At 65.9% G+C, this 23,143-nt stretch carries 20 protein-coding genes and 3 tRNA genes; 7 read left to right on the top strand and 16 right to left on the bottom strand.

Features of this window, described 5'->3' with window-relative positions:
* Positions 1–44 precede the first annotated feature (44 nt).
* Both QX128_RS25660 and QX128_RS25655 read left to right on the top strand, forming a co-directional pair.
* On the top strand, positions 45–803 hold the full coding sequence (locus tag QX128_RS25660; protein WP_315714729.1) for a peptidase: 759 nt from the start codon (positions 45–47) through the stop codon (positions 801–803).
* Positions 804–837: 34 nt separating this feature from the next.
* Entirely contained in the window at positions 838–1,593 is a 756-nt protein-coding gene (locus tag QX128_RS25655) for an SDR family oxidoreductase (protein ID WP_315801102.1), read from the top strand.
* A 241-nt stretch (positions 1,594–1,834) separates the two neighbouring features.
* Here QX128_RS25655 and QX128_RS25650 read toward each other — a convergent pair whose 3' ends face one another.
* Positions 1,835–3,061, bottom strand: a complete 1,227-nt coding sequence (locus QX128_RS25650; protein ID WP_316238856.1) for an MFS transporter — start codon at positions 3,059–3,061, stop codon at positions 1,835–1,837.
* 116 nt (positions 3,062–3,177) lie between these two features.
* Here QX128_RS25650 and QX128_RS25645 point away from each other — a divergent pair, with 116 nt between their 5' ends.
* Complete coding sequence (locus QX128_RS25645; protein ID WP_316238855.1) at positions 3,178–4,428, top strand: NupC/NupG family nucleoside CNT transporter; 1,251 nt, start codon at positions 3,178–3,180, stop codon at positions 4,426–4,428.
* Here QX128_RS25645 and QX128_RS25640 read toward each other — a convergent pair.
* The 3 genes from QX128_RS25640 to QX128_RS25630 form a co-directional block, all read right to left on the bottom strand.
* Positions 4,366–6,387 carry an acyltransferase family protein gene (locus QX128_RS25640; protein WP_316238854.1) on the bottom strand — a complete coding sequence of 674 codons (2,022 nt, stop codon included), beginning with the start codon at positions 6,385–6,387 and terminating at the stop codon, positions 4,366–4,368. The two genes, QX128_RS25645 and QX128_RS25640, sit on opposite strands and share 63 nt — an antisense overlap.
* Positions 6,388–6,609: 222 nt before the next feature.
* The gene (locus QX128_RS25635; protein ID WP_316215969.1) at positions 6,610–7,188 is read right to left on the bottom strand and encodes a cupin domain-containing protein; all 579 of its coding nucleotides are present in this window, start codon (positions 7,186–7,188) and stop codon (positions 6,610–6,612) included.
* Between the two features lie 208 nt (positions 7,189–7,396).
* Positions 7,397–7,681, bottom strand: a complete 285-nt coding sequence (locus QX128_RS25630) for an usg protein (RefSeq protein WP_315801107.1) — start codon at positions 7,679–7,681, stop codon at positions 7,397–7,399.
* A 380-nt stretch (positions 7,682–8,061) separates the two neighbouring features.
* Between QX128_RS25630 and groES the strand changes: the two genes are divergently transcribed.
* Together groES and groL are read left to right on the top strand one after the other, a co-directional pair.
* On the top strand, positions 8,062–8,376 hold the full coding sequence (gene groES / locus QX128_RS25625) for a co-chaperone GroES (protein WP_315801108.1): 315 nt from the start codon (positions 8,062–8,064) through the stop codon (positions 8,374–8,376).
* A gap of 147 nt (positions 8,377–8,523) precedes the next feature.
* The gene (gene groL / locus QX128_RS25620) at positions 8,524–10,164 is read left to right on the top strand and encodes a chaperonin GroEL (protein ID WP_315719441.1); all 1,641 of its coding nucleotides are present in this window, start codon (positions 8,524–8,526) and stop codon (positions 10,162–10,164) included.
* A gap of 165 nt (positions 10,165–10,329) precedes the next feature.
* Here the strand turns inward: groL and lepB are convergent, their stop codons facing one another.
* From lepB to QX128_RS25575, 9 genes are all read right to left on the bottom strand, one after another.
* On the bottom strand, positions 10,330–11,112 hold the full coding sequence (gene lepB, locus QX128_RS25615; RefSeq protein ID WP_316238853.1) for a signal peptidase I: 783 nt from the start codon (positions 11,110–11,112) through the stop codon (positions 10,330–10,332).
* A gap of 157 nt (positions 11,113–11,269) precedes the next feature.
* On the bottom strand, positions 11,270–12,613 hold the full coding sequence (locus tag QX128_RS25610; protein ID WP_316238852.1) for an RtcB family protein: 1,344 nt from the start codon (positions 12,611–12,613) through the stop codon (positions 11,270–11,272).
* Between the two features lie 159 nt (positions 12,614–12,772).
* On the bottom strand, positions 12,773–13,345 hold the full coding sequence (locus QX128_RS25605; RefSeq protein ID WP_316215966.1) for a 2OG-Fe(II) oxygenase: 573 nt from the start codon (positions 13,343–13,345) through the stop codon (positions 12,773–12,775).
* Between the two features lie 54 nt (positions 13,346–13,399).
* On the bottom strand, positions 13,400–14,551 hold the full coding sequence (locus tag QX128_RS25600) for a slipin family protein (protein ID WP_316238851.1): 1,152 nt from the start codon (positions 14,549–14,551) through the stop codon (positions 13,400–13,402).
* Positions 14,552–14,896: 345 nt separating this feature from the next.
* Positions 14,897–14,962, bottom strand: a tRNA-His gene (locus tag QX128_RS25595).
* Positions 14,963–14,964: 2 nt separating this feature from the next.
* A tRNA-Phe gene (locus QX128_RS25590) sits at positions 14,965–15,037 on the bottom strand.
* Positions 15,038–15,475: 438 nt separating this feature from the next.
* Positions 15,476–16,012: an HNH endonuclease gene (locus QX128_RS25585; RefSeq protein WP_315801113.1), complete on the bottom strand. Its 537-nt coding sequence runs from the start codon at positions 16,010–16,012 to the stop codon at positions 15,476–15,478.
* Positions 16,013–16,054: 42 nt separating this feature from the next.
* Positions 16,055–16,129: transfer RNA gene (locus QX128_RS25580), tRNA-Asp, on the bottom strand.
* A 42-nt stretch (positions 16,130–16,171) separates the two neighbouring features.
* On the bottom strand, positions 16,172–16,360 hold the full coding sequence (locus QX128_RS25575) for a hypothetical protein (RefSeq protein ID WP_316238850.1): 189 nt from the start codon (positions 16,358–16,360) through the stop codon (positions 16,172–16,174).
* Positions 16,361–16,484: 124 nt separating this feature from the next.
* Here QX128_RS25575 and QX128_RS25570 point away from each other — a divergent pair, with 124 nt between their 5' ends.
* Positions 16,485–16,940 (top strand): hypothetical protein, encoded by a 456-nt coding sequence (locus tag QX128_RS25570; protein ID WP_316238849.1) that lies wholly within the window; start codon positions 16,485–16,487, stop codon positions 16,938–16,940.
* Between the two features lie 890 nt (positions 16,941–17,830).
* Here QX128_RS25570 and QX128_RS25565 read toward each other — a convergent pair.
* Positions 17,831–19,018 carry a tlde1 domain-containing protein gene (locus QX128_RS25565; RefSeq protein WP_316238848.1) on the bottom strand — a complete coding sequence of 396 codons (1,188 nt, stop codon included), beginning with the start codon at positions 19,016–19,018 and terminating at the stop codon, positions 17,831–17,833.
* A gap of 540 nt (positions 19,019–19,558) precedes the next feature.
* Between QX128_RS25565 and QX128_RS25560 the strand changes: the two genes are divergently transcribed.
* Positions 19,559–20,359, top strand: coding sequence for an FkbM family methyltransferase (locus QX128_RS25560; protein ID WP_316238847.1), 801 nt, complete (start codon positions 19,559–19,561; stop codon positions 20,357–20,359).
* 8 nt (positions 20,360–20,367) lie between these two features.
* On the opposite strand, the gene QX128_RS25555 is transcribed toward QX128_RS25560, so the two are convergent.
* A complete protein-coding gene (locus QX128_RS25555) occupies positions 20,368–21,885 on the bottom strand; it encodes a glycosyltransferase family 39 protein (RefSeq protein WP_316238846.1) in 1,518 nt (505 codons plus the stop codon).
* Entirely contained in the window at positions 21,882–23,015 is a 1,134-nt protein-coding gene (locus tag QX128_RS25550) for a glycosyltransferase family 2 protein (protein ID WP_315801118.1), read from the bottom strand. Before QX128_RS25550 ends, QX128_RS25555 begins: the two co-directional genes overlap by 4 nt.
* Positions 23,016–23,143 lie beyond the last annotated feature (128 nt).

Here is a 23,143-nt window from a genome sequence, read left to right as displayed (position 1 = left end):
TCGATTTTCGCTAGTAATTCGCGCAATGGCTCGAGGGGACTGAGATGACCTATTGCTGCGGAATTCTGGTGCGTGACGGCCTCGTCATGATCGCGGACACCCGAACCAATGCCGGTCTCGACAACGTCTCGACCTTCCGCAAGCTGCACATCTTCTCCAATCCGGGCGAGCGCATCGTGGCGGTCGCCAGCGCCGGCAATCTCGCCATCAGCCAGTCCGTGCTGTCGACCTTGACCGAAGGAATGGAAGACCCCGACACCGGCGAGGTGGAGACGCTGATGAACGCGCCGACCATGTTCCAGGCGGCGCAGCGGATCGGCAAGGCGATCCGCATGGTGCACGCCACCGAAGGGCCGGCGCTGAAGGCCGAGGACATCTCGTTCGACGTCTCGTTCCTGTTCGGCGGCCAGATCAAGGGCTCGCGGATGCGGCTGTTCATGGTCTACACCGCCGGCAACTTCATCGAATGCACCACCGACACGCCCTATCTGCAGATCGGCGAGCACAAATACGGCAAGCCGGTGCTCGACCGCGCCATGCACTACGACGTCGAGCTCTACGAGGCGCTGAAGACGGGCCTGATCTCGATGGACTCGACGATGCGCTCGAATCTCGGCGTCGGCCTGCCGATCGACGTCCTGGTGGTGCGCGCGGAGGCCTGCGAGGCCGACCTCAATCATCGCATCGAGGCCGGCGAGCCCTATTTCCACGATCTCCGCTCGCGCTGGTCGGCGGCCCTGCGCGCGGCGCATAACAACATCCCGCGGCCGCCCTATAAGACTCAGAGCGAGTCAAAACACTGAAACTGCAAAACGCTTGAATTGAAGGTGAGGAAACATGGCTGAAGCGGCAAAGAAGATCGCGCTGGTGACGGGCGCAGGCACAGGGGTCGGCCGCGCCGCATCGCTGGCGTTGATGAACTCCGGCTTCACCGTGGTGCTGGCAGGGCGCCGCAAGGAGATGCTGGAGGAAACCGCCAAGCTCGGTCCGTCCGGCATGAGCCTCGCCGTGCCGGCTGACATGACGGACCCCGCCTCGATCGCGGCGCTGTTCGATACCGTGAAGTCGACCTACGGCCGGCTCGACGTGCTGTTCAACAATGCCGGCATGGGCGCGCCGCCGGTGCCGCTCGAAGACCTGACGCTGCAGCAATGGCAGCAGGTGGTCGCCACCAATCTCACCGCGCCGTTCCTGTGCACGCAGCACGCGTTCCGCATCATGAAGGGCCAGTCACCGCGCGGCGGCCGCATCATCAACAACGGCTCGATCTCGGCGCATGCGCCACGTCCGTTCTCGTCGCCCTACACCTCGACCAAGCATGCGATCACGGGCCTGACCAAGGCCTCGAATCTCGACGGCCGCGCCTATGACATCGCGGTCGGCCAGGTCGACATCGGCAATGCCGAGACGCCGATGACCGAGCGCATGGTCGGCGGCGTGCTGCAGCCCGACGGCCGCATGATGCCGGAGCCGCGGATGGACGTGAAGGCCGTCGGCGACGCCGTCGCCTACATGGCCGGCCTGCCGCTCGACGCCAACGTCCTGTTCATCACCGTGATGGCGACGAAGATGCCGTTCGTCGGACGCGGCTGATCGCCGTTTCCGATCACGGCCCCCGCTCTCTCCTCACGTCATTCCGGGGCGCGCGAAGCGCGAGCCCGGAATCCATAGCCGCGAGCGGTTATTTGGTGCGAGATGGATGTGGCGCTCTTCTCCGCCACACGACGTGTCGCGATTATGGATTCCGGGCTCATCGCTGCGCGATGCCCCGGAATGACGGAGAAACCGTCGTCACAACCCGTTCTCTCCCCCGACGCGAGCCGATGCTGGCCCGCTACTCCAACCGCTCGACCTTCCTCAGCTCGGGAAACAGCTTCATCCACGCCAGCGCGATCGCGATCGTGCCGAGGCCGCCAAGGATGGCGGCCGGCATGGCGCCGAACAGCGCGGCGGTGACGCCGCTCTCGAACTGGCCGAGCTGGTTGGAGGCGTTGATGAACAGGAAGTTCACCGCGCCGACGCGGCCGCGCATCTCGTTGGGCGTGGCGAGCTGAACGAGGGAGAAGCGGATCACGACGCTGATCGTGTCGGCGGCGCCGAGAATGGCGAGCGCAGCGACAGAAATCCACATCACATGCGAGACGGCGAACACGACGGTCGCCGCGCCGAATACGATCACCGCCTGGAACATGCGCAGGCCGACGCGCCGCCTGATGGTGTAACGCGCCAGCACGGCCGTCATTGCCAGCGCGCCGACCGCGGGCGCGGCGCGCAGCACGCCGAGCCCGAACGGCCCGGTGTCGAGGATATCGCGCGCATAGATCGGCAGCAGCGCCGTGACACCGCCGAGCAGCACGGCGAACAGATCGAGCGAGATGGTGCCGAGGATCGCCGGGTTGGCGCGGATGAAGCGGACGCCGGCGAACAGATCGTCCTTGCTGCCCTCGAGACGCTCGGCCGGCACGTCATCCGGCACCTGCATCAGGCCGGTCAGCGCCATGCCTCCGATCCAGAAAAGCATCATGATGCCGTAGGGCACACCGGGCGCGACGGCATAGGCGAAGCCGCCGATCGCAGGCCCCGCGATGGTCGCGAGCTGCGCGGCACCGCTCGACAGCGCGCTCGCCCGCTGCAAGGTGCCGGCCGGCGCGATCAGCGGCAGCAGCGCCGCGGTCGCGGGGCTCTCGAACGCGCCCGCAATGCCGAGAACGAAGACTGCCGCGAACAGCTGGAATTCGCCGAGCTGGCCGGTAGTGGCGCCCCAGCACAGATAGAGCGCGGTCAGCGCCTCGACGAGCTGACAGAGCTGCACGACGCGCTTGCGCTGGAATCGGTCGGCGGCGCTGCCGGCGACGAACACCAGCAGGGCCGTTGGCAGGAACTGGATCAGCCCGACCATGCCGAGATCGAAGGCGCGCCCGGTCAGATCGTAGATCTGCCAGCCGATCGCCACCGCCGCGATCTGGCTCGCGAAGCGCGACAGGCTGCGGGACGACAGGAAGAACAGGAACGCGCTCTGCTTCAGGAGATCGCGCGCGCCGATCGGGACGGTGGACGACATGATGCGCCTGCGTGACGCAGCCCTCATGGCTTGTCAATCGCGGGCCCCGCATGGCCGCGCGGCATTGCACGCGGCAGTTCCCTGCGCTCATAATGAAACGGGGTTCGGGGGATCTGATGCTTCAGCTGCAATCGGGGTTCGGGATCGTCGCGCTGCTCGCGATCGCATGGGCGCTCGGCGAAAACCGGCGCGCGGTGTCGTTGAAACAGGCCGGGCTCGGGCTGGTGGTGACGCTCGTGACGGCTATCGTCCTGCTCAAGGTCCCCGCCGTCGCCCGCGCGTTCGGCGCCATCAACGATGTCGTGGGCGCCATCTCGTCGGCCTCCCGGGCCGGCACCTCGTTCGTCTTCGGCTATGTCGGCGGCGGCGCCCTGCCCTTCGAGCTGAAGGCGCCCGGTGCCGATTTCGTGCTCGCCTTCCAGGCGCTGCCGATCGTGCTGGTGATGAGCGTGCTCACGACGCTCTTGTTCTACTGGCGAGTTCTGCCGCCCTTGGTGCGCGGCATGGCCTGGCTGCTGGAGCGCACCCTCGGCGTCGGCGGCGCGGTCGGCCTGTCGACGGCCGCGAATGTCTTCCTGGGCATGGTGGAAGCGCCGCTGTTCATCCGGCCATATCTCGCGCAGATGACACGCAGCGAATTGTTTCTCGTCATGACCGGCGGCATGGCCGGCATCGCCGGCACCGTGCTGGTGCTCTACGCCACGCTGCTGGCGCCGCTGATCCCCGACGCTGCCGCGCATTTCGTCATCGCCTCGGTGCTCGGCGCGCCGGCGTCGATCCTGATCAGCCTGATCATGGTGCCAGAGACCTCGAAGCAGCTCACCGGCGGCGCGCTCGCAGATCCCGGGACCGAGGCCACCTCGACCATGGACGCGATCGTCAAGGGCACCAGCGCCGGGCTCGAGCTCTTGATGAACATCGTGGCGCTGCTGCTGGTGCTGGTCGCGCTGGTGCATCTCGCCAACGCGATCCTGTCGCTGCTGCCCGCCATCGGCGGCGCCGACGTCTCGCTGCAGCGGCTGCTCGGCCTCGTCATGGCGCCGGTGTGCTGGCTGATGGGCCTGCCATGGCCGCAGGCCGTCACCGCCGGCAGCCTGATGGGCACCAAGACGGTGCTGAACGAGCTGATCGCCTATGTCGAGCTGGCGAAGCTCGATGCAGGCGCGCTCGATCCGCGCGCGCGGCTGATCATGCTCTATGCGATGTGCGGCTTCGCCAACTTCGCCAGCCTCGGCATCATGATCGGCGGCCTCGGCACCATGGCGCCGACGCGGCGCGACGAGATCAACGCGCTCGGCCTCAAGTCAATCGTCTCGGGCACCCTCACCACCTGTCTGATGGGTGCGATCGTCGGCCTGCTGACGTAAGCTGAGCTCCGTCGCCTGCGGGAGAAGCAGCGGCGCGATCCGGGCCATCACATGGCGCGAGCCCGCCGCGGTGAGATGCGCGTGGTCGAAGGACAGCGGGACGTCGCCGGCGGTGAGCGGGCAGCGGCCGTCCTCGCAGACCGCCGACAGGATCGAGACGTAGGAAAAGCCCTCGCCACTCGGCAGCGCAGCCTGCATCGCGGCATCCAGCGCAAAGATGTCCGAGCGGACGAATGCCGCGGGATCGGGCGTCACGCCGCGCAGGGTGGCGCGTGCCAGCATCGACGGCAGCCGCGCGCGGAACTGCACGGAGGGACCGAGCAGGACCACCGGAATGCCGGCCTCCTGCAGCCGTTGCAGCGTCTGCTTGAGGTCGCGCACCATGCCGGCGAACCGCGGCGGGCGCGCGTTCTCCAGCCAGTCCGCCGACATCACCACGAGGTCGGGCCGCGCTTGCGCGAAATAGTCGCGCATCTGGCTCGCCAGGGCGCGGCAGGCCGCGACGCCCTGCGTCTCCGCGCTGAAGGTCGGCATGCAGGTGGGCTGGCTCGCCTGCATGATGTTGACTGTGTCCTGATCGAGCTGGGCCCTGAGGCCGTGATAGTAGTGGGCCGCAAAACTGTCGCCCCACAGCAGCACATTGGTCTTGCCGGCCACCGCCTGCAGACAATCCTCGGCGACCCGGCCGTCCGGTGTCGTGAAGCAGGTGCCGTAGCGATAGACCGGCTTCATGTCGTAGGCATTGTAGGCGTCCAGCCGCTGCGCCGCGCGGTCGTTGTCAGACACCGCGCCGGCGCGCAGCAGGCCGACGCCGCTGCCGGCCAGCAGCAGCAGGCTCGCCAGCGCCGCAAGACCGAACGCGGCGCGCGGAGTCGCCGCGAGCCGGCGGTTGCGGAACGGCTGCTCGATGAAGCGCCAGGACAGCGTGGCGACCGCGACCGTGAGGACGAACAGGGCCGCCCGCTCCCAGCCGTCGAGCGCGAGACCGGGCTTGGCGAAGCGCGCGAAGGCGAACAGCGGCCAGTGCCAGAGATACAGCGAATAGGAGATGCGGCCGAAGAACGCCGCCACGCCGAGCGGCGACAGCGGGCTGCGCGGCACATTGGCCACGCCGGCGCCGCTCCACAGGAACAGCGCCGCACCGAGGCATGGCGCCAGCGCGTCGACGCCGGGGAAGCCCGGTCCGGGGCGCAGCGCCAGGATCGGCACCGCCATCAGCAGCAGCGACAGCGCGCGGGCGCCGCGCTGAACGAGACCCGGCCGCGGCGCGGGAAGGCCGGATATCGCGACCAGGCTGCCGAGCAGGAATTCCCAGGCCCGCGGCGGGCTGAGGAAGAACGCGCTCGCGGACGCGCCGCCGCGCATCAGCATCAGGCCGAGCGCGAACGAGCCTGTGGCAAGCAGCGCGAGAGTGACCGGCAGCGCGAGCCTGTGGCCGCGCGCCAGCCGCAGCACGGCCCAGACCACCACGGGCAGCACCAGATAGAACTGCTCTTCGACCGCCAGCGACCAGGTATGCAGCAGCGGCTTCTCGACCGCCGCGTGGTCAAAATAGCCGGACTGCAGCCAGAAGAAGATGTTCGAGGTGAAGGTGACGACGGCGGCCGCGGAACGGAGGAACTCGGCGCGCTCGGAGCCCAGCATGTCCTGCGACGCCGGGAGCGCCGCGAACGCCACCATGGCGTAGAGCGCCGGCAGCAGCCGCCGCACCCTCCGCTCGTAGAATTGCGCGAACGAGAAGCGGCCCTGCGCCATCTCTGCCGCGATGATGCCGGTGATCAGGTATCCTGAGATGACGAAGAAGATGTCGACGCCGACGAAGCCGCCGAAGATCGCCGGCGCCTCGAAATGGAATGCGACGACGGAGAGCACCGCGATGGCGCGCAGCCAGTCGATGTCCTCGCGATGGCCTGCACCTGAAGCCGAGCCGGCGCCCGCGTTGGCGATGCGAGGCTGCATCGATGCACGCGTGCGAGGCGCGCACGCAATGGTCGGAGCGAACTGGACGACGAAGCGCGGCAACGGGACGGGTACGCCTTTACGCAAGCCCGCGACGAACACGTCTGACGGATTCGTTGCCGGCCCATCCGTCCCAATGACGCGAGACCGGATGTCAACACACACGCGCGATGGGACCGCCGTCCACCGCGTCGCGGATGTTTCCATCCATTTCTGTCGGCTTTACGTCGACAGTTCGACGGTTTTGAAGTCGGCCGGCAGGATCACCTCGAGCAGCTCGACGTCGTCGGAATAGTCGAGGATCATGTGGCGGATCTTCGGCGGCTGGGTCCAGCAGCTGCCCTCCTTCATCAGCGTCTCGCCGACGCCTTCGAGGTAGCTCTTCACCCAGCCTTTCAGCACATAGACCATCTGGAAGTCGACCGCGTGGGTGTGCAGCTTGGAGACCTCCTGCGGATTGCACGGTGGCAGCATGCGGATAACATGCGCGCGCGCCAGACCGTGGGTCGCGTCGGCGATGCCGAGGTCGCGATAATGCGCATAGGCGCGCAGGCCGTCGGCCTTGAAGTCCTCCTCGCGGTGATGGCTGATCGCGACCTTCTGCTTGCGCCGGCGCGGCGCCGGTGCTGGCCGCCCCTTGCTCACGAGCGCCTTGCGCGCGGACGGTGTGGCCGCCCTGCCCGGCTTGGCGGCTGTCTTGGCGACACTCTTCGCCGTCGGCTTTGTCTTTGCGACCTTACGCGGCGCAGCCTTCGCGGCGGCGCGTGACGATGATGTGGTGCTGCGGCTCTTCTTGGCCATGGCGCTCTCCCTGCGTGTCCTCGTCGCGAGGGTAGCACATATTGGAGAGTCCCAGCAGCCGCTCCAACAAAGGTCGTCATTCCGGGGCGTGCGCAGCACGAGCCCGGAATCTATTCCCCCGCGCGTTCTGCCGCCCGATGGATTCCGGGCTCGCGCTGCGCACGCCCCGGAAGACACCGGCTACGAGGCGGCAGCGGTGGTTGTCAGCTCAATGCAGCACGAACACGCCGTCGACGGCGCGCAGTTCGGCGGGCTTGATCAGCTTGGAATGCGCCACGGTGACCGAGTACAGCGGGCCCTCGATCTTCTCCTCCCAGAACGCCAGGAAGTCCTGCAGCGCAGGGAATTTCGGAAACAGGTCGTAGTTCTGCCAGACATAGGTCTGCAGCAGCGAGCGATGGTCCGGCATCCGATACAGGATCTGCGCGGTCGTCAGCCCGTAACCCAGCACCTGTTTCCGAAAGTCCTCGGAAACCTCAACCCTCGACACCATGCCAACCTCCGTTTCTGGAGCGCATGTCCGTGTGGCCAACCGGGGATGGAGCCACCCGGCAACGATGCGCTCACTGCCTAGAAATGTGACGCATGTCCTCAACCCATCTCAAGCTTAAATGTTTAACGACATGTTGAAAAATGCTGCATTAGCAGCCACTTAGCCCAGGTGCTAATACGGGGTTTCGCGGTTCGTTCCGCCTCCGTTAACGCTGTCGGAACGCTTTGGCAGAGCCCGCGATCGACTGCTAATTTTTCTGCTACAAGGCCTTGCCCGGCATAAAACTCTCCCCTAAATCCAGCCCGCGTGCTGGCACTCGCCGGCGCCGACTGCCAAATCTCCAGAAACTGACAATCGCTTCAATACCTTAGGAGGACTGTATGGCTTTCCGTCCGCTTCACGACCGCGTCGTGGTCAAGCGCATCGACGCCGAAGAGAAGACCGCTGGCGGCATCATCATCCCCGACTCGGCCAAGGAAAAGCCCTCGCAGGGCGAAGTGATCGCGGTGGGCCCCGGCGCCCGCGACGAGAGCGGCAAGCTGGTCCCGCTCGACGTTCAGGTCGGTGACCGCGTGCTGTTCGGCAAGTGGTCGGGCACCGAGGTCAAGATCGACGGCCAGGAGCTGCTCATCATGAAGGAGAGCGACATCATGGGCGTTCTCACCGACACCGCGGCCAAGAAGAAGGCCGCCTAAGCGCCGTTGCCCCTCATCCTGAGGAGCCGGCTTGAGCCGGCGTCTCGAAGGATGAGGCCCCAACCACCTCCTCATCTCGTCCTTCGAGACGCCCGCTGCGCGGGCTCCTCAGGACGAGGATCTCGATCAAAACCAGGGAAACCCAATATGTCAGCGAAAGACGTAAAGTTCGGCGTCGAAGCCCGCGACCGCATGCTGCGCGGCGTGGACATTCTCGCCAATGCCGTGAAAGTCACGCTCGGTCCGAAGGGCCGCAACGTCGTCCTCGACAAGTCGTTCGGCGCGCCGCGCATCACCAAGGACGGCGTCACCGTCGCCAAGGAGATCGAGCTCGACGACAAGTTCGAGAACATGGGCGCGCAGATGGTGCGCGAGGTCGCCTCGAAGTCCGCTGATGCGGCTGGCGACGGCACCACCACCGCGACCGTGCTGGCCCAGGCCATCGTGCGCGAAGGCGCCAAGGCGGTTGCCGCCGGCATGAACCCGATGGATCTGAAGCGCGGCATCGACCTCGCGGTCGAGGCGGTCGTCGCCGATCTCGTCAAGAACTCCAAGAAGGTCACGTCGAACGACGAGATCGCCCAGGTCGGCACCATCTCCGCCAACGGCGACTCCGAGATCGGCAAGTTCCTCGCCGACGCCATGAAGAAGGTCGGCAACGAGGGCGTGATCACCGTCGAGGAAGCCAAGTCGCTCGAGACCGAGCTCGACGTCGTCGAGGGCATGCAGTTCGACCGCGGCTACATTTCTCCGTACTTCGTGACCAATGCCGACAAGATGCGCGTCGAGATGGACGACGCCTACATCCTCATCAACGAGAAGAAGCTGTCGTCGCTGAACGAGCTGCTGCCGCTGCTCGAGGCCGTGGTGCAGACCGGCAAGCCGCTGGTGATCGTCGCCGAGGATGTCGAGGGCGAGGCTCTCGCCACCCTGGTCGTGAACCGTCTGCGTGGCGGCCTGAAGGTCGCTGCCGTCAAGGCGCCGGGCTTCGGCGACCGCCGCAAGGCCATGCTGCAGGACATCGCGATCCTGACCGGCGGCCAGGCGATCTCGGAAGATCTCGGCATCAAGCTCGAGAACGTCAACCTCTCCATGCTCGGCCGCGCCAAGAAGGTGATGATCGACAAGGAGAACACCACGATCGTCAACGGCGCCGGCAAGAAGGCCGACATCGAGGCGCGCGTTCAGCAGATCAAGGCGCAGATCGAGGAGACCACCTCGGACTACGACCGTGAGAAGCTGCAGGAGCGTCTGGCCAAGCTCGCCGGCGGCGTCGCGGTGATCCGCGTCGGCGGCGCGACCGAGGTCGAGGTCAAGGAGCGCAAGGATCGCGTGGATGACGCGATGCATGCGACCCGCGCGGCTGTCGAGGAAGGCATCCTGCCGGGCGGCGGCGTCGCCCTGCTCCGGGCCTCCGAGCAGCTCAAGGGCGTCCGCGCCAAGAACGAGGACCAGAAGACCGGCATCGAGATCGTCCGCAAGGCGCTCTCCGCTCCGGCCCGCCAGATCGCGATCAACGCGGGCGAGGACGGCTCGGTCATCGTCGGCAAGATCCTCGAGAAGGAGCAGTATGCGTACGGCTTCGACTCGCAGTCGGGCGACTACGTGAACATGGTGTCCAAGGGCATCATCGACCCGACCAAGGTCGTGCGCGCCGCGATCCAGAACGCAGCGTCCGTGGCCGGCCTGCTGATCACCACCGAGGCGATGGTCGCCGAGCTGCCGAAGAAGAACGCCGGCGGCCCCGCGATGCCTCCGGGCGGCGGCATGGGCGGCATGGACTTCTAAGTCCGGCCTCCTCGCGAAGATACCAAGGGCGCGGCGAAAGCCGCGCCCTTTTCTTTGCTCAGAGCGTAGCCCGCATGAGCGAAGCGATATCCGGGGTCTCGAGAAGCAGAGTCGGCAGTGCCGCATGTCGCTTCGCTCATGCGGGCTACGACATCCGCGACCGGTCTACCTCACCATCGTCCCGATCCGCTCGAAGCGGATGCGGCCGGGCCTGCCTTTGCCGGCACCGGCGGCCGAAAAGAAGATCATGGCGGCGCGGCCGATGACGTTCTCGATCGGCACATAGCCGATCTGGGACAGCACGCGGCTGTCGGTCGAGTTGTCACGGTTGTCGCCGAGCATGAACAGCCGGCCGGGCGGCACGACGAAGACATTGGTGTTGTCGAAGAAGCCGTTGCTGACGCAATCCAGCGTCTCGTAGCTCACGCCATTCGGCAAGGTCTCGCGCCAGCGCTTGACGCGCTCGGTCGCATCGCCCCCGCAGGCCGCCTCTCCGATCAGATCCTCGACCCGCTCGCGCGCGACGGCCGTATCATTGATGTAGAGCACTCCGTCCTTCATCTGGACGCGATCGCCGGGCAGTCCGACGACGCGCTTGATATAGACGGTCGCATTGTCTTTCGGCAGGAAGAACGCGACGACATCGCCGCGCGCAGGCGTCGCACCCCAGATCCGCGCCGACGGCGGCAGCGACGAAGGCCATGACAACGGCCAAGTGAAGCGGCTGTAGCCATAGGGATATTTCGACACGAAGAAGATATCGCCGACGAGAAGCGTTGGAATGTTCGAGGATGAAGGAATGTTGAACGGCTGAAACAGAAAGGTGCGGATCAGCACCGGCGAGGCCAGCAGCAGGCAAAGAGCCACGAAGCCCGCGATGAAGATCGCTACGATCGCCCACCACGGCTCGCGCCTCGGCCCGGTCGCGCCCACCTCCAGGCTCGTCATCGCGTCTTCCCCCTCTTCACACCCTGAGGATGAGGGAAGGCCCGAGCCTGCGCAATCACCAAATGAACCGGAACCACGCGGCTGCCGATGATCTCCAGCCCCTGCCCATTCGTCAACGAGAGGCCGCCCGTGGGCGACCTCTCCCGGATCGTAGCTCTCACCGTCCCTTTCGCCACGGCGCGTCGGCTTCCCAGTCGCCGGCCATGATCGAGCCGTAAGGGATCACCTCGTCGATGACCTCGCCGAGCCCGTAGCGTGCGATCTGCGCCCGCACCGACGCGGCGTTCTTGTAGGCCTGCGGCAGCTCCGACAGATCGGGCTTGCCGCAATAGAAACGCGCGTCGATGCCATCAGGCATCTCGGGACGATTCTCGCGCAGAAAAGCCTTCCGCCCGAGATTGCGCCCGGCGCCGTGTGGCGCGAAGCCGAGCGCGTCCTTGTTGTCCCGGTGCTTCAGAATCAGCACCGGCTCGGCCATGTTGAGCGGCACGATGGTGCGTCCGTCATCATCGGCCGAGAAGCCGGACCAGTTCGGCGTCGCCCCCTTGCCGTGATAGAACAGGCCGTCGCTCTTCTGGAAAACGAAGTTGTGCTCGTTCCAGAACCGGTCCGTGACGGCGTTGCCGAGCTTCGCCGCCGCGAGGTCATGGATCGCGTGGTGGTTGGCCCTGGTCCACAGCCGCGCCACCTGCAACGCCTCCCAATACGCCCGGCCGTCGTCGCTCGACGCCTTGATCCAGGCGCTGTGCTCCGGGACCTTCGGCGCGTGGATCGCGGTGTGCCGCTTCGCCACCGCCATGCCGCGCTTGTAGAGCTGCGCACCAAAGCCGCGCGAGCCGTGATGCGTCACCAGCGCCGCCTGACCGGTCGATTTGAGATGACCGACATAAGCGAAGTGGTTGCCGTCGCCCTGCGTGGCGAAGTGACCGATCGCGAAGCGCTCCAGCCCCTTCAAGAAGGGGTTGGCCTCGAACCCCGCCATCACCTCGTCGGGCGGCTGATGCAGCCGGTCGCGGCCGCCGGGACCGAAATGGGTCACCGCATTGACGGCATCGAGGATGCGCTTGGGATCGTCCTTGCGCGCGAACACGGTCACCGCCACCGAGCAGCAGATGTCGGAGGAGTGAAAGCCCGGATGGATCGCGTCCTCGCAGGACACCACGCCGCCGACCGGAATGGTGCCGAGCGCCGTCCCCGACGGGCAGGCGTCCGGCATCACGGCGCCGGCCACGATGGTCGGCACCCGCATCAGGGCATCCATGTGCTGTGCGACCGCCGCGACGTTGGCGCGCTCGAGCTCGTTGTCGGCATCGATCAGCATCGCGAACGGCACGCCGTTGGTGCGCATCAAGGTCTCCACCGGCTGCAGCGCCTGCAGTGCCGCGAAGATCGCATCGTCGTTGGCGCCATCAGCGCGCATCGCATTCGCCGTCTCCAAGCCCTGCTTGAACCAGCGGCCGGGCTTGAAGCCCCAGGCGATCAGGGTGTTTCCGTCGATCATGGCACGTCTCGCATTTCATACAGGTCAGTTTGTAGCATCGGGCGGCGGCTGCGTTCATTGCCGGAACGATGCGCAGCCTGTAGCCCGGATGAGCGTAGCAACATCCGGGGTCTCAAGATCAGCAGTGATCAACCCGCACGTCGCTTGCGCTCATGCGGGCTACGCTGTCCGCCGATACATCACGTCGGTTCGCAACACGTATTTGCGGCGCTGCGTGACAGGATCGCCGCGATGCATGATGGGATGATGGAACAGCAGCGCCATCCCTTTTTCCGGTGCGATGCGCAACGGACCATCCGGCATCAGACCGGTGTCGTCGCAGAACGACGTCGTGCCGCCTCCAAAATCATCGTTCAAATAGACCATGAAGGTGAATTGGCTGCGCTCACCATCGTCACGCTCGAAATGCCCGTCACGATGCCATTCAAACTTCTGTCCGACGTCGTAGCGATAGATCCGCAGCCGCTCGTTCAGCCCGACCGGCTGCCAGCGATGCTGGAACGACGGTGCCAGATGGCCGGCGAGGCGCTCGTAGAGATCCCGCGCGCGCCCGGCGTCATCGATGATGACACGATCGTTGTTGCGATGATCCTTCACGCCGCGAGGCGCAAACAACGTCGCCTCCTCGAACCCCATCAATTCACCCAAGCGGATATACTCCTCGCACTCAGCGGTGGAGAAGAAATTCGCGATCGTCTCGATGTTGTCAGCTCTCCAGGTCATCTCGGTCATGATCTCTCCTCCGTTGGCAGCGAGAAGCCGCCCGTGGGCGGCCTCTCTTGTCCATCACGCCGCATCGGGCGCCTTCAGCCGCACCAGCCGCGTCAGCAGCGCGTCGAGGCCGGCCCCCTCGCCGGCGTGCAGGTCGATGCGGCCGACCTTCTCGACCAGGCGCTCCAGCGACTCCAGCTCCTTGAGCCGCAGCAGCAGCGGGTTCTCCTCCATCAGCCTGGCGGTGTTCAGGAGCGAGCGCGTCGCCGCGGTCTCCTCCTGGCGGCGGATCAGGTTGGCCTTGGCCAGCCGCTCCGCCTCGACCACCTTGTTGACGAGGTCGCGGATCTCGCCGGGCAGGATCACGTCCTTCACGCCGAGCTCCGCGATCTCCACGCCCGAGCCGTCGAGCCGCGCGCGCACGTAGTCGCGCAGCTCCCCGTCGAGCGAGGCCTTCGCCGCCAGCACCTCGTCGAGCGTGCGCGACGCCACCGCCTCCCGGATCGCGAACTGCACCAGCCGGTACAGCCACGCGTCCACGTCGGGCGACGTCGCCACCGCCGCCTCCGGATCAACGATCCGGCGAAACGCCGTCAGCGTCACCCGCAGCGCGATGCGATCCTTGGTCAGCATCTCCTGCGCGGTGATTTCGAGCACCGTGGGCCTGAGATCGAGGCGCTTGACCTCGATCTTGCGGCCGACCGCCCAGAAGGCATGCCGGCCCGGCGCCAGCCGCTCGGTCAGCCTGCCGTCGACATGGAGCAGACCGGCCTCGTGGTTCTCGACCACGGCCTCGGTCACGATGCCCGGCCGGTTGCGCTCGATCATCGCCAGGTGCCGCGCGCTCACGCGCACGTCGCTGGTGATGTCGATGCGTTCGACCTCGACATCAGTCGCGACCGTCCAGTAGACGCGGGTCTGCCAGGGCGTGAGCAGATGCGTCGGCCGGCCGTCGAGGCTGACGATCGCGATCTCGTTCGCGCCGGTCTCCACCGCCTCGAACAGCTCCGCGGCGAGATCGGGCCGTGCGGCCTTCAGCACCGCGTAGCGCTCGGTGGTGTATTCGGTGCGGACGACGTCGAACACCTGCACCTTCAGCCGGTGCAGCGGATCGAGCAGCACATGGCGGCCCGGCGCGAGCACCCGCATGAGCTGGCCGTCGCGCCAGACCAGCGCCCGCTCGCCATCCTCCACCGTCACGGTCTTCGTCACCAGATGCCAAGTCACAACACACTCCCACGGTTTGCTTTCCGGCCCATCGGCCAGAATGCTGATGTCATCGATCAAAGGACGTGAGGACCGGACGACGCTTCCTGCGTGAACTGAGCGGGCCGAGGCTTGAGCGTCTGACGATGCCGGGCGCACGCGCGCGGTCGCGCGAACCATAAGTCCGAGCGTCCTTGCGCAGCCTTCCCGACATCTTCGGACGCGGTATCCACCGCGGCGCAGAGCCGGCTCTGCAGTGTCTTTGATCTGGTCGAAATGCCCTGGGGCAAAACGGCCGGACCGCGACTGAAGCGCGCGTCCGGTCCTCGTCAGAGGCGATTAGCTTTTCAGGCTAAACCGAAGCGCTGGAGCGGGAGTCGAACCCGCGACCCGATGAATCATAATCATCTGCTCTATCCAACTGAGCTATCCTTTGGTGGTGTCGACCGGAATCGAACCGATGCCTTCGGGCCTTCAACCCGACGCTCTCCATGAGCTACAGACTCCTTGCTCTTTGCGACGACGGAACACGGGACCGGACACCGGCCGCGCCAGTCGGGATCTCAGCGAGCCCGAACCAAAGTCATCACGAAGGATCGTTCTGCTACATGCAATTCCCATTTTACGCAAGACAAACATCTCGCTCATTTTCACTGCCGATCTCGTCGTTACTAATTAGATACACTTCGATCTCTCGATCATCAAAGAATGTCGCCCGCATGAGCGAAGCGGCATGCGGGTTCATACACGCAGCTCGTGATACCCCGGATATCGCTGCGCTCATCCGGGCTACAAACGCGCCACTACAAGCACGTGACCACCACGTAGCCCGGATGAGCGCAGCGACATCCGGGTTCACACGCGCAGCTCGTTGAACACCGCATGTCGCTCACGCCGCCGCCCGACGGGCGACGACGTGAGCTCATCTGGGCACCACGGCCATCGTCAGCGCTCCAGCTCCACGTCCCAGTAGAGATAGTCCTGCCACGTCTCGTGCAGGAATCTCGGCGGGAACAGGCGCTGTGCGGCCATCAGCTCGTGCCGCGTCGGCTCGAACGGCGGCCGCCGCGGCTTGAGGTGACGCCGGTCCTTGCGCGCGTTGCAGGGACTGCAGGCGGCGACGATGTTGCTCCACGACGTCTCGCCGCCATCGGCGCGCGGCACCACGTGGTCGAACGTCAGCTCGCCGTGGAGATAACGGCCGCCGCAGTACTGACACGTGAAGCGGTCGCGCAGGAAGACGTTGAAGCGCGTGAACGGCACCCGCGTCGCCGGTCTGACGTAGTCGCGCAGCGCGATCACCGACGGCAACCGCATCGTGACGCTCGGGCTGCGAACGACCCGATCGTACTCGGCAACGACGACGTGCGATCCGCCGACCACGGCCCTGACCGCATCCTCCCAGCTGAACACGGACAACGGAAAGTAGCTCAGCGGCTGGAAGTCGGCGTTGAGAACCAGCGCCGGATTTGTTGCTGACATCGTCGACCTCCTCTCTCGGCTCGTGATCTCATCGGGTCATGTTGGCGCCCATGACGGGAATCGAACCCGCCTTACCGGATCGACAGTCCGGTCCCTTCGCCAGATGGGAACATGGGCCTGTTCGTCGCGCCCGGCCTGCGCCGGCACGATCATGGTCAATCAGTCGAACCCAGCCGGAGCATGCTCCGGCCGAACGCCATTGATGTAGTCGAGATAGATCTGGCGAGCGCGCGCCTCGGTGACGCCGCGGCAGGCCATGACGATGCGCACGAAGGCAAGCGCCACCGGCGAGCACAGTGCTTGCGTGTGGTCGGTTGTCTCGGAATCTGGGCTCATCATGCGGGTCATCAGACCCTCCGCTCTTGGTGCGGAGGGTCGAGATCCCGCCGCGAGTTATACTTGTGCTGGAATTCGCAGTCCCGATTTGTCCAGGGACAGCACGAGATTGGCAGGCCCCTGACAGGCGACGCCCATGCCGGACCCATCGCGCGACCAGGTAAACGGTCGTTCGTTGGCGGGGGCGTTCGCGAGATGTGAGCGTAGGCTCAACACGGTCGTGGTCCTCAAGAGCGCGCCGGCAAACGGCGCATCGATTTCGATGGGGCAGAGCTATGCGCAGAATTTCCCGAAGCCGTCAAGGCCGCAGCGCGAAGCGATGGCGTTGCAGTCCCCTGCACCGCGACAGATTTGCAACAACCAGACTGCTCGTCGGGCAAATCAGTTGCGCATTCTCGCGAGCTACAAGGTCGCAAATGGTCATTCGAGCGATCGAAAATGCGTGCGCGCGGAAGCTCATTTGTCGAGCACGGCCAATGGGATCACCACGCTCACCGCCGAGCCCGAACATTTTCCTCTTTCCAAAAATCAGAAATCATGCATTCTATGCCGGTCCCGCCCTCATGAGAGGGGCGCTTCGCGATCGTCATGAACGTGGAGGGCGGGATGCGGTGGGCGCATCGCCTCGCAGCGTGACTTCGGTCATGCCGACGAACGCGGAGATGCGCACGGCGAAGTCGTGATGTCCTGACACCCCGACGCTGGTGTCAAGGTCGAGAGAGACGAATGCTCCGACCGATGGTGGCCAGACAGCCGGCGCACCAGGGAGACCACGTATAAGCCGTCAATCCATCGCGCGGGGAATGCCGGATGATGCGGCTGAACCTGTGGTGACTGCCGCCTGCTTTCTTTGTTGCAGGCGGGCCATGGGTGAGGCCCTCACCCGGCATTCCCCGCGCCCTCTCACGATTTTCGAGGGCGATGTCGCTGGCAACACTCGGGCGTCATTCGCCGCGAGAATGCGACGTCGTGGCCGAGGTGTTCGAGCTGTGTATCCGTCTGCCCTTCTTCCCCTGCGATCGCATGAAGCGGTCGCCCGGAGCGACGCCGATCCCGAAGCCGCATCACTGCGCTCGTTGCCGCACGGCATCCAATGGATTCTCGAGCTTGTGGCTCTAAGAGTGCATGCTCTTGGAGATTGGGAGATCGGACGAGCGCTGCGAGTGAATGCGCCCTCTCCCCTTGTGGGTCCCCTTGTGGGAGAGGGCATGTAGGAGAGCACGGCGTGCTCGGTTGGGTGAGGGGTCGGCCTCCGCGAGTTCGCTTGCGGAGAGATGCCCCTCACCCAACCGAATACTCGGAAGCGCCGTACATGCCCTCTCCCACAAGGGGAGAGGACGCTGTATCGCGCAGCGTAGTAGTTGGCGATATAGCACTCGTGCGGCGGGGGTCACGGCGCACCTTTGCACGCCCTCCAGTTCGGAACTACCGCTGAGTGCGAGGGCGACCATGCAGATCACACCTCAACGCCCCCTGCCCGCCTCACTCGATGCGGGCGAGGACGGCGAGCTTGCGGATGCCCTTGTTCTTGTAGGCATCGAGGAACGCGTAGTAGTCGCGGAACGACACGCAGCCGTTGGAGTCGCCGTTCGGGCCGAGCATGAAGGTGTGCGCCAGCAGGCCGTTGCGGCCGTGGATGGCGTCCTCGCCGCCGATCGGGTTCAGCCGCAGCGCCGGCACGCCATGGAACAGCGCCTCGCGCGGCTTCAGCTCATAGATATGCGGCGGCGTCACGCCGCGCATCTTGATCTTCTCCGAGCTTGGCTTGTCGAGGTTCTCGCCGAGGCCGGAATGCGCCTCGAGCTTGGTGCCGTCGGGCAGATACACCGCCTTGGCCGAGATGTCGTAGACCGCGGTGCTCAAATCATACGGCGGCCGGCCGCCGCGGGTCGGATCCTTGGCGATGCTGGCGGTGATGTTGGAATCAGCCGAGGCGTAGGCCAGGAGCCCGCCATCCTGGTTCTCCGGCTTGCCCCAGAGCTTTTCCTGGATCGAGTGGCGATCACCCGCGATCGACAGCACCGCCGCCTTGGCGCGCTCGGTCATCGCGCGCAGCGAGAAGCCGCTGCTCTTCGGCGCATTGGCCTCGGCAGCCTGCGCCGGCGTCACGGGCTGCTGCGGCTGCGCGGCCGACTTGGTATTGGCGAGCGCCAGCTGCATCGGCGGCCGGGCATCCTTCTTCGGCGCCTCGGCAACCTTCGCAGGCTCAGCCGACTTGGCTTCGGACGGCTTCGTCTCGATCTGCCTGGCCTCGACGGGCCTGGGCGGCGCGGCTTCGGCGAGCTTGGACAGCGGCGGCGCGCCGTTCGCGGCGTTGGAGGCCACGCCCTGCGGCACGGCCGCACCGAAGCGGTCGTTGAACATCTGCGGCGTGATGGCGGCGACCGTGGTGACGGGCGGAGATTCCGGGAAGGCCGAGAAGGCGTCGCCTACCGCTTCGGCGGCGCTGCGTGTCGCCAGCCGCGGCGCAGGGCGCACGACAGGCTCGTCCTGCTCGATGCTGCCCAGGGTCGGATAGGCGTCGGCCGCGATGATCTTGGTATAGACCGTCACGGCGCAGCCCCCGATCAGGCATGCGATTGCCGCGCCACCGATCAATTTGTGAGAGAACGCGATCAGGGAGGACTTCCTGCGGTTTCGTGCGGCCAACGCAGCTCGACTGTTACTCATTCACTCACGCCCGAACGAATACTCGACAACTCTCGCTCGATGCGCCACGGACACCCGCTTTGCATCTCGCAGAAGCACAGAGCTTCATTAAGGCGACTTTTAGTTAAATGCTGATTAAGTTTTGGCGGATTAGGGGCGGGTTAACCTTCAGGGCCTGTTTTGCCGTCAAAGAGGGCGGAAACAGGGCAAAACTGCAGCCACATGCAATATTACCGTACCGGGAAAATCCGGAGAGGCAGCATCCGTCGGCTGCGCCGATCCGTAAAACAGCGCACGCCGCGTTAACGATTGGGCCGGGGCGGCGGCGCGCGATCGATGATCTCTCGTTTGCGCGCGCTGACGAGGTAAAGGCCGCAGGTCTCGCCGGTCGAAAGCCCCCGCTCCGGCAGGCCGGGCGCGACAAGCGCATCCGTAGCAACCCGGAGCTACAGGCGCTGTGGCCGCTGGCGGCAGTATGGTACGGGACGATTCTCTGCGACACTCCGTCGGCGAATCGTACCGCGTCCGCTCCCTGCCGAGACGACACGAGAGGACCTCTCCATGCAGATCCCCGACCGGAAGCTGGCCTTCGTGCTGGCCTCGACCAATCAAGGTACGATGATCGTCAACCGGCTCGACTATCGCATGATCGACGCCAACCGCGGCTACGGTGTCGGCTTCCAGATCCTCAACACCGGCGCGTTCGATCCGGGAGAGGTGCAGCTCGCCGTCCGCCTGCTCGGCGTGCGCCGCAGGCACTATGGCGACGGCGCGGTCGCAATCGACTGTGGTGCCAATATCGGCGTCCACACCGTCGAATGGGCGAAGGCGATGACCGGCTGGGGATCCGTGCTCTCGATCGAGGCGCAGGAGCGGATCTACTACGCGCTCGCCGGCAATATCGCGATCAACAACTGCTTCAACGCGATCGCGATCCATGCCGCGGTCTCCTCGGAGCGCGGCGTGCTCAACATCCCAAGCCCGAACTATCTGACCCCGTCGAGCTTCGGCAGCCTCGAGCTGCGCCAGCGTCCCAACACCGAGTTCATCGGCCAGGCCATCGACTACGCGAACGATACCGTCGAGGTGCGCAAGCTTCCGCTGGACGATTTCAACCTGCCGCGCTGCGACCTGATCAAGCTCGATGTCGAGGGCATGGAGCTCGAGGCGCTCGAAGGGGCGGCGGCGACGATCGAGCGCTGCACGCCGATCATGCTGGTCGAGAAGATCAAGACCGATGCCGACCAGTTGCGGCAATGGTTCGATCGCCGCGGCTACAAGACCGTCGACGCCGATATCAACATGGTTGCGATCCACGGCCGGGACAAGGCGCTGGCGGATATCATTCCGCAGCAGGCCTGAGGCGCGCGTCAGCGCTGCAGCTCCGGTGGCGGCGTGCGGTCGAGGAGCTCGGCCTTCGGCTCGCCGAGCGAGTAGAACGCGTAAGTCTCGATGGTCAAGGGCCCGCGCTTGCGCGCGGCCTCGCCGACCTTCTCGATGCGGCCGAACGTGTTGCTCACATAGACCCGCGTCGCGATCTGTGCCTCGTCGACGAACAGTTGCGTCCCCGCGAGCTTGGCCGGATCAGGCTCGGGAAAATTGACCCAGCGGATGCGCTGGATCGGCTGCAGCACGCAGGTCCCCGGCGGGAGATAGAACGACAGCCAGGCGGTGGTGCCATAATCCATCGCCAGCACGCAGGAGGCGCCGACGCGCACGCGTGCCGCCTCGATCTCGTCGGCCAGTGGGCGCCAGCCGACGCCGACACTGCGCACCGTAGCGTCGCGCCGGTAGCCGGACAGCAGGCCCGTGTTCGCCTGCACGATCAGCGCAACGAACATCACGACGCCGGCGGGCAGCGCCCAGCGCAGGCAGAATGCCGCGGTGCGCTGCTCGCGCGCCGACCAGGCGACGAGATGGGCCGCCGCCGCAGCAGCCACTACGAAGGCCGGATAGATTGGCGCGAACCAGTTGGCCTCGACGCGGGCATGCAGCGAATGCCACACGAAATAGGCGACGATGACCCAGACCATCGCCTCGATCAGGACGCGTGCCGCCGCGTCCCCTGCCCGGCGGCGGGCCAGGCCATAGAGGCCCATCACGCCGAGGATGAAGACCAGCGGGGTGGCGAAGGCGAACTGCGTCGGGATGATCTCGGCGATGTAGACGGGCCTGACCGCCTCGACCCTGGCGCGGCCGAGCTGCTTGATGAACGACACCCATTGGTGATCGGCATTCCACAGGATCACCGGCGAAAACAGCGCGAATGCGACGAGGCCGCCGAGATAGGGCCAGGGCGAGGCCAGCCAATGCCGCAGCCTCGGCACGGCGACGAGCCAGATCAGGATCGCCGCGCCGAAGAACAGCGATGTGTATTTCGACAGCAGCGCCGCACCGACCGCCGCGCCGACGGCGAGCCACCACGCGCCCCGGCCCGTCTCCAGCAGCTTGGCGCAGAAGAACAGCACGAAGCTGGAGGCGACCAGCAGCGGCGCGTCGGGGGTCACGATCAAGGTGCCGACCGCCGCCATCAGCGTGACGTTGAGCAGCAGCGCCGCGGTCGCCGCCACGCGCACGCCGCCGAACAGGATCTCGGCGGTGCGATACACCGCATAGCTCATGGGCAGGCCGAGCAGGATCGAGACCAGGCGCACGCCGAGCTCGCTGTCCCCCGCGATCAGGGTGCCCAGCCGGATCACGACCGCCACCATCGGCGGATGGTCGTAATAGCCGCCGGCGAGATGCTTCGACCACATCCAGTAATAGGCTTCGTCGAAAGTGATCGGCGTGACCGCGGCCGCGATCAGCCTGACAATGACGAGGCCTGCGATGGTCAGCCAGACATTGCGGACCAGCCGGGCGTCGTCGGCGCCTGCCGCAGAGGTCATCGCTTGCGCCAGACGAACAATCCGGAGATCGCGTAATTCCACACCACGCCCATCAGCGCGCCGGCCGCGCCCGCCAGCCACCAGATCGGCTCCTGGTCATAGACCGAGAAGGCGACGCCGACATTGGCGAGCAGCCCGACCGAGCAGACCAGATAGAACACGAGCAGGCCGCGCAGGATGGCAAAGCCCTTCAGCCGCTGGTCGCGATAGGTGAGGAAGTTGTTGAGGATGAAGTTCGAGGTCATCGCCACGAAGGCGCCGAGCGCCTGTGCCTCGGCGAACGGCATGTCGAACAAATTGAGACCGAGAAACAGCGTGGCGAGATGGACCACCAGGCCGGTGCCGCCGACCATGGCGAACAGCAGGAAGCGCAGCGACACCACGTCGTTGGTCATCTTGGCCAGCACGAGGCCGAGGAAGTCGAGCGCGACCATCGAGTCGAGCTTGCTCTCGCCATGCAGGCGCGAGCCGAACGTATAGGGCACCTCGACCGTCTTCAGACCGCCCTCGGCGCTGGCGATGATGTCGAGCAGGATCTTGAAGCCCTGCGTCGACAGTTTTGGCGCGATCTCCTCGAACCGATCGCGGCGGATCATGAAGAAGCCGCTCATGGGGTCGTTGACCTCGACCTTGAGCGCGCGGCGCGCGATCTCGGTGGCGAAGGCGCTGGCCCCGGCCCGCTTGCTGTCGAAGCTCGCCGCGCTGCCGCCCTCGATGTAGCGGCTGCCCACCACGAGCTCGGCCGCGCCGCTCTGCAGCAGCGACAGCATCTTCGGCAACTGGGTCTCGTCGTGCTGCAGATCGGCGTCGATCACAGCCGCATAGGGCGCGCTGGCAGCCAGGATACCCTCGATGCAGGCGCCGGACAGGCCGCGCCGGCCGATGCGGCGGATGCAGCGGACGCGCTGGTCGTTGCGCGACAGTTCGCGCACCACCTGCCAGGTGCCGTCCGGCGAGTTGTCGTCAACGAACACGACCTCCCACGGCACGTCCTTGAACGCCGCCTCCAGCCGCCGATACAGCGTGGTGACATTGTCGCGCTCGTTGAAGGTCGGAACGACCACCGAAACGATCGGAATTTCAACGGTTTGCTGGGCCACTTGCGGGGCCGGTCGGAGGGCGTCGGTCATGGTGCGGATGCGTATATCCGCCGCGTTCCGCACTGCCAAGCGCGACGGCCGCCGGAAACTGCAAAAAGGGCGAACTGTGGTGCCGCCGTGCACCGCCGCAAATCCGGCCCAAAAACGCCAACGACCAC

The organism is Bradyrhizobium sp. SZCCHNR1015, assembly GCF_032489875.1.
Taxonomy (GTDB): domain Bacteria; phylum Pseudomonadota; class Alphaproteobacteria; order Rhizobiales; family Xanthobacteraceae; genus Bradyrhizobium.
The sequence above is the reverse complement of the archived record's forward strand: the minus strand, read 5'-3'. Positions and strand labels throughout refer to the sequence as shown.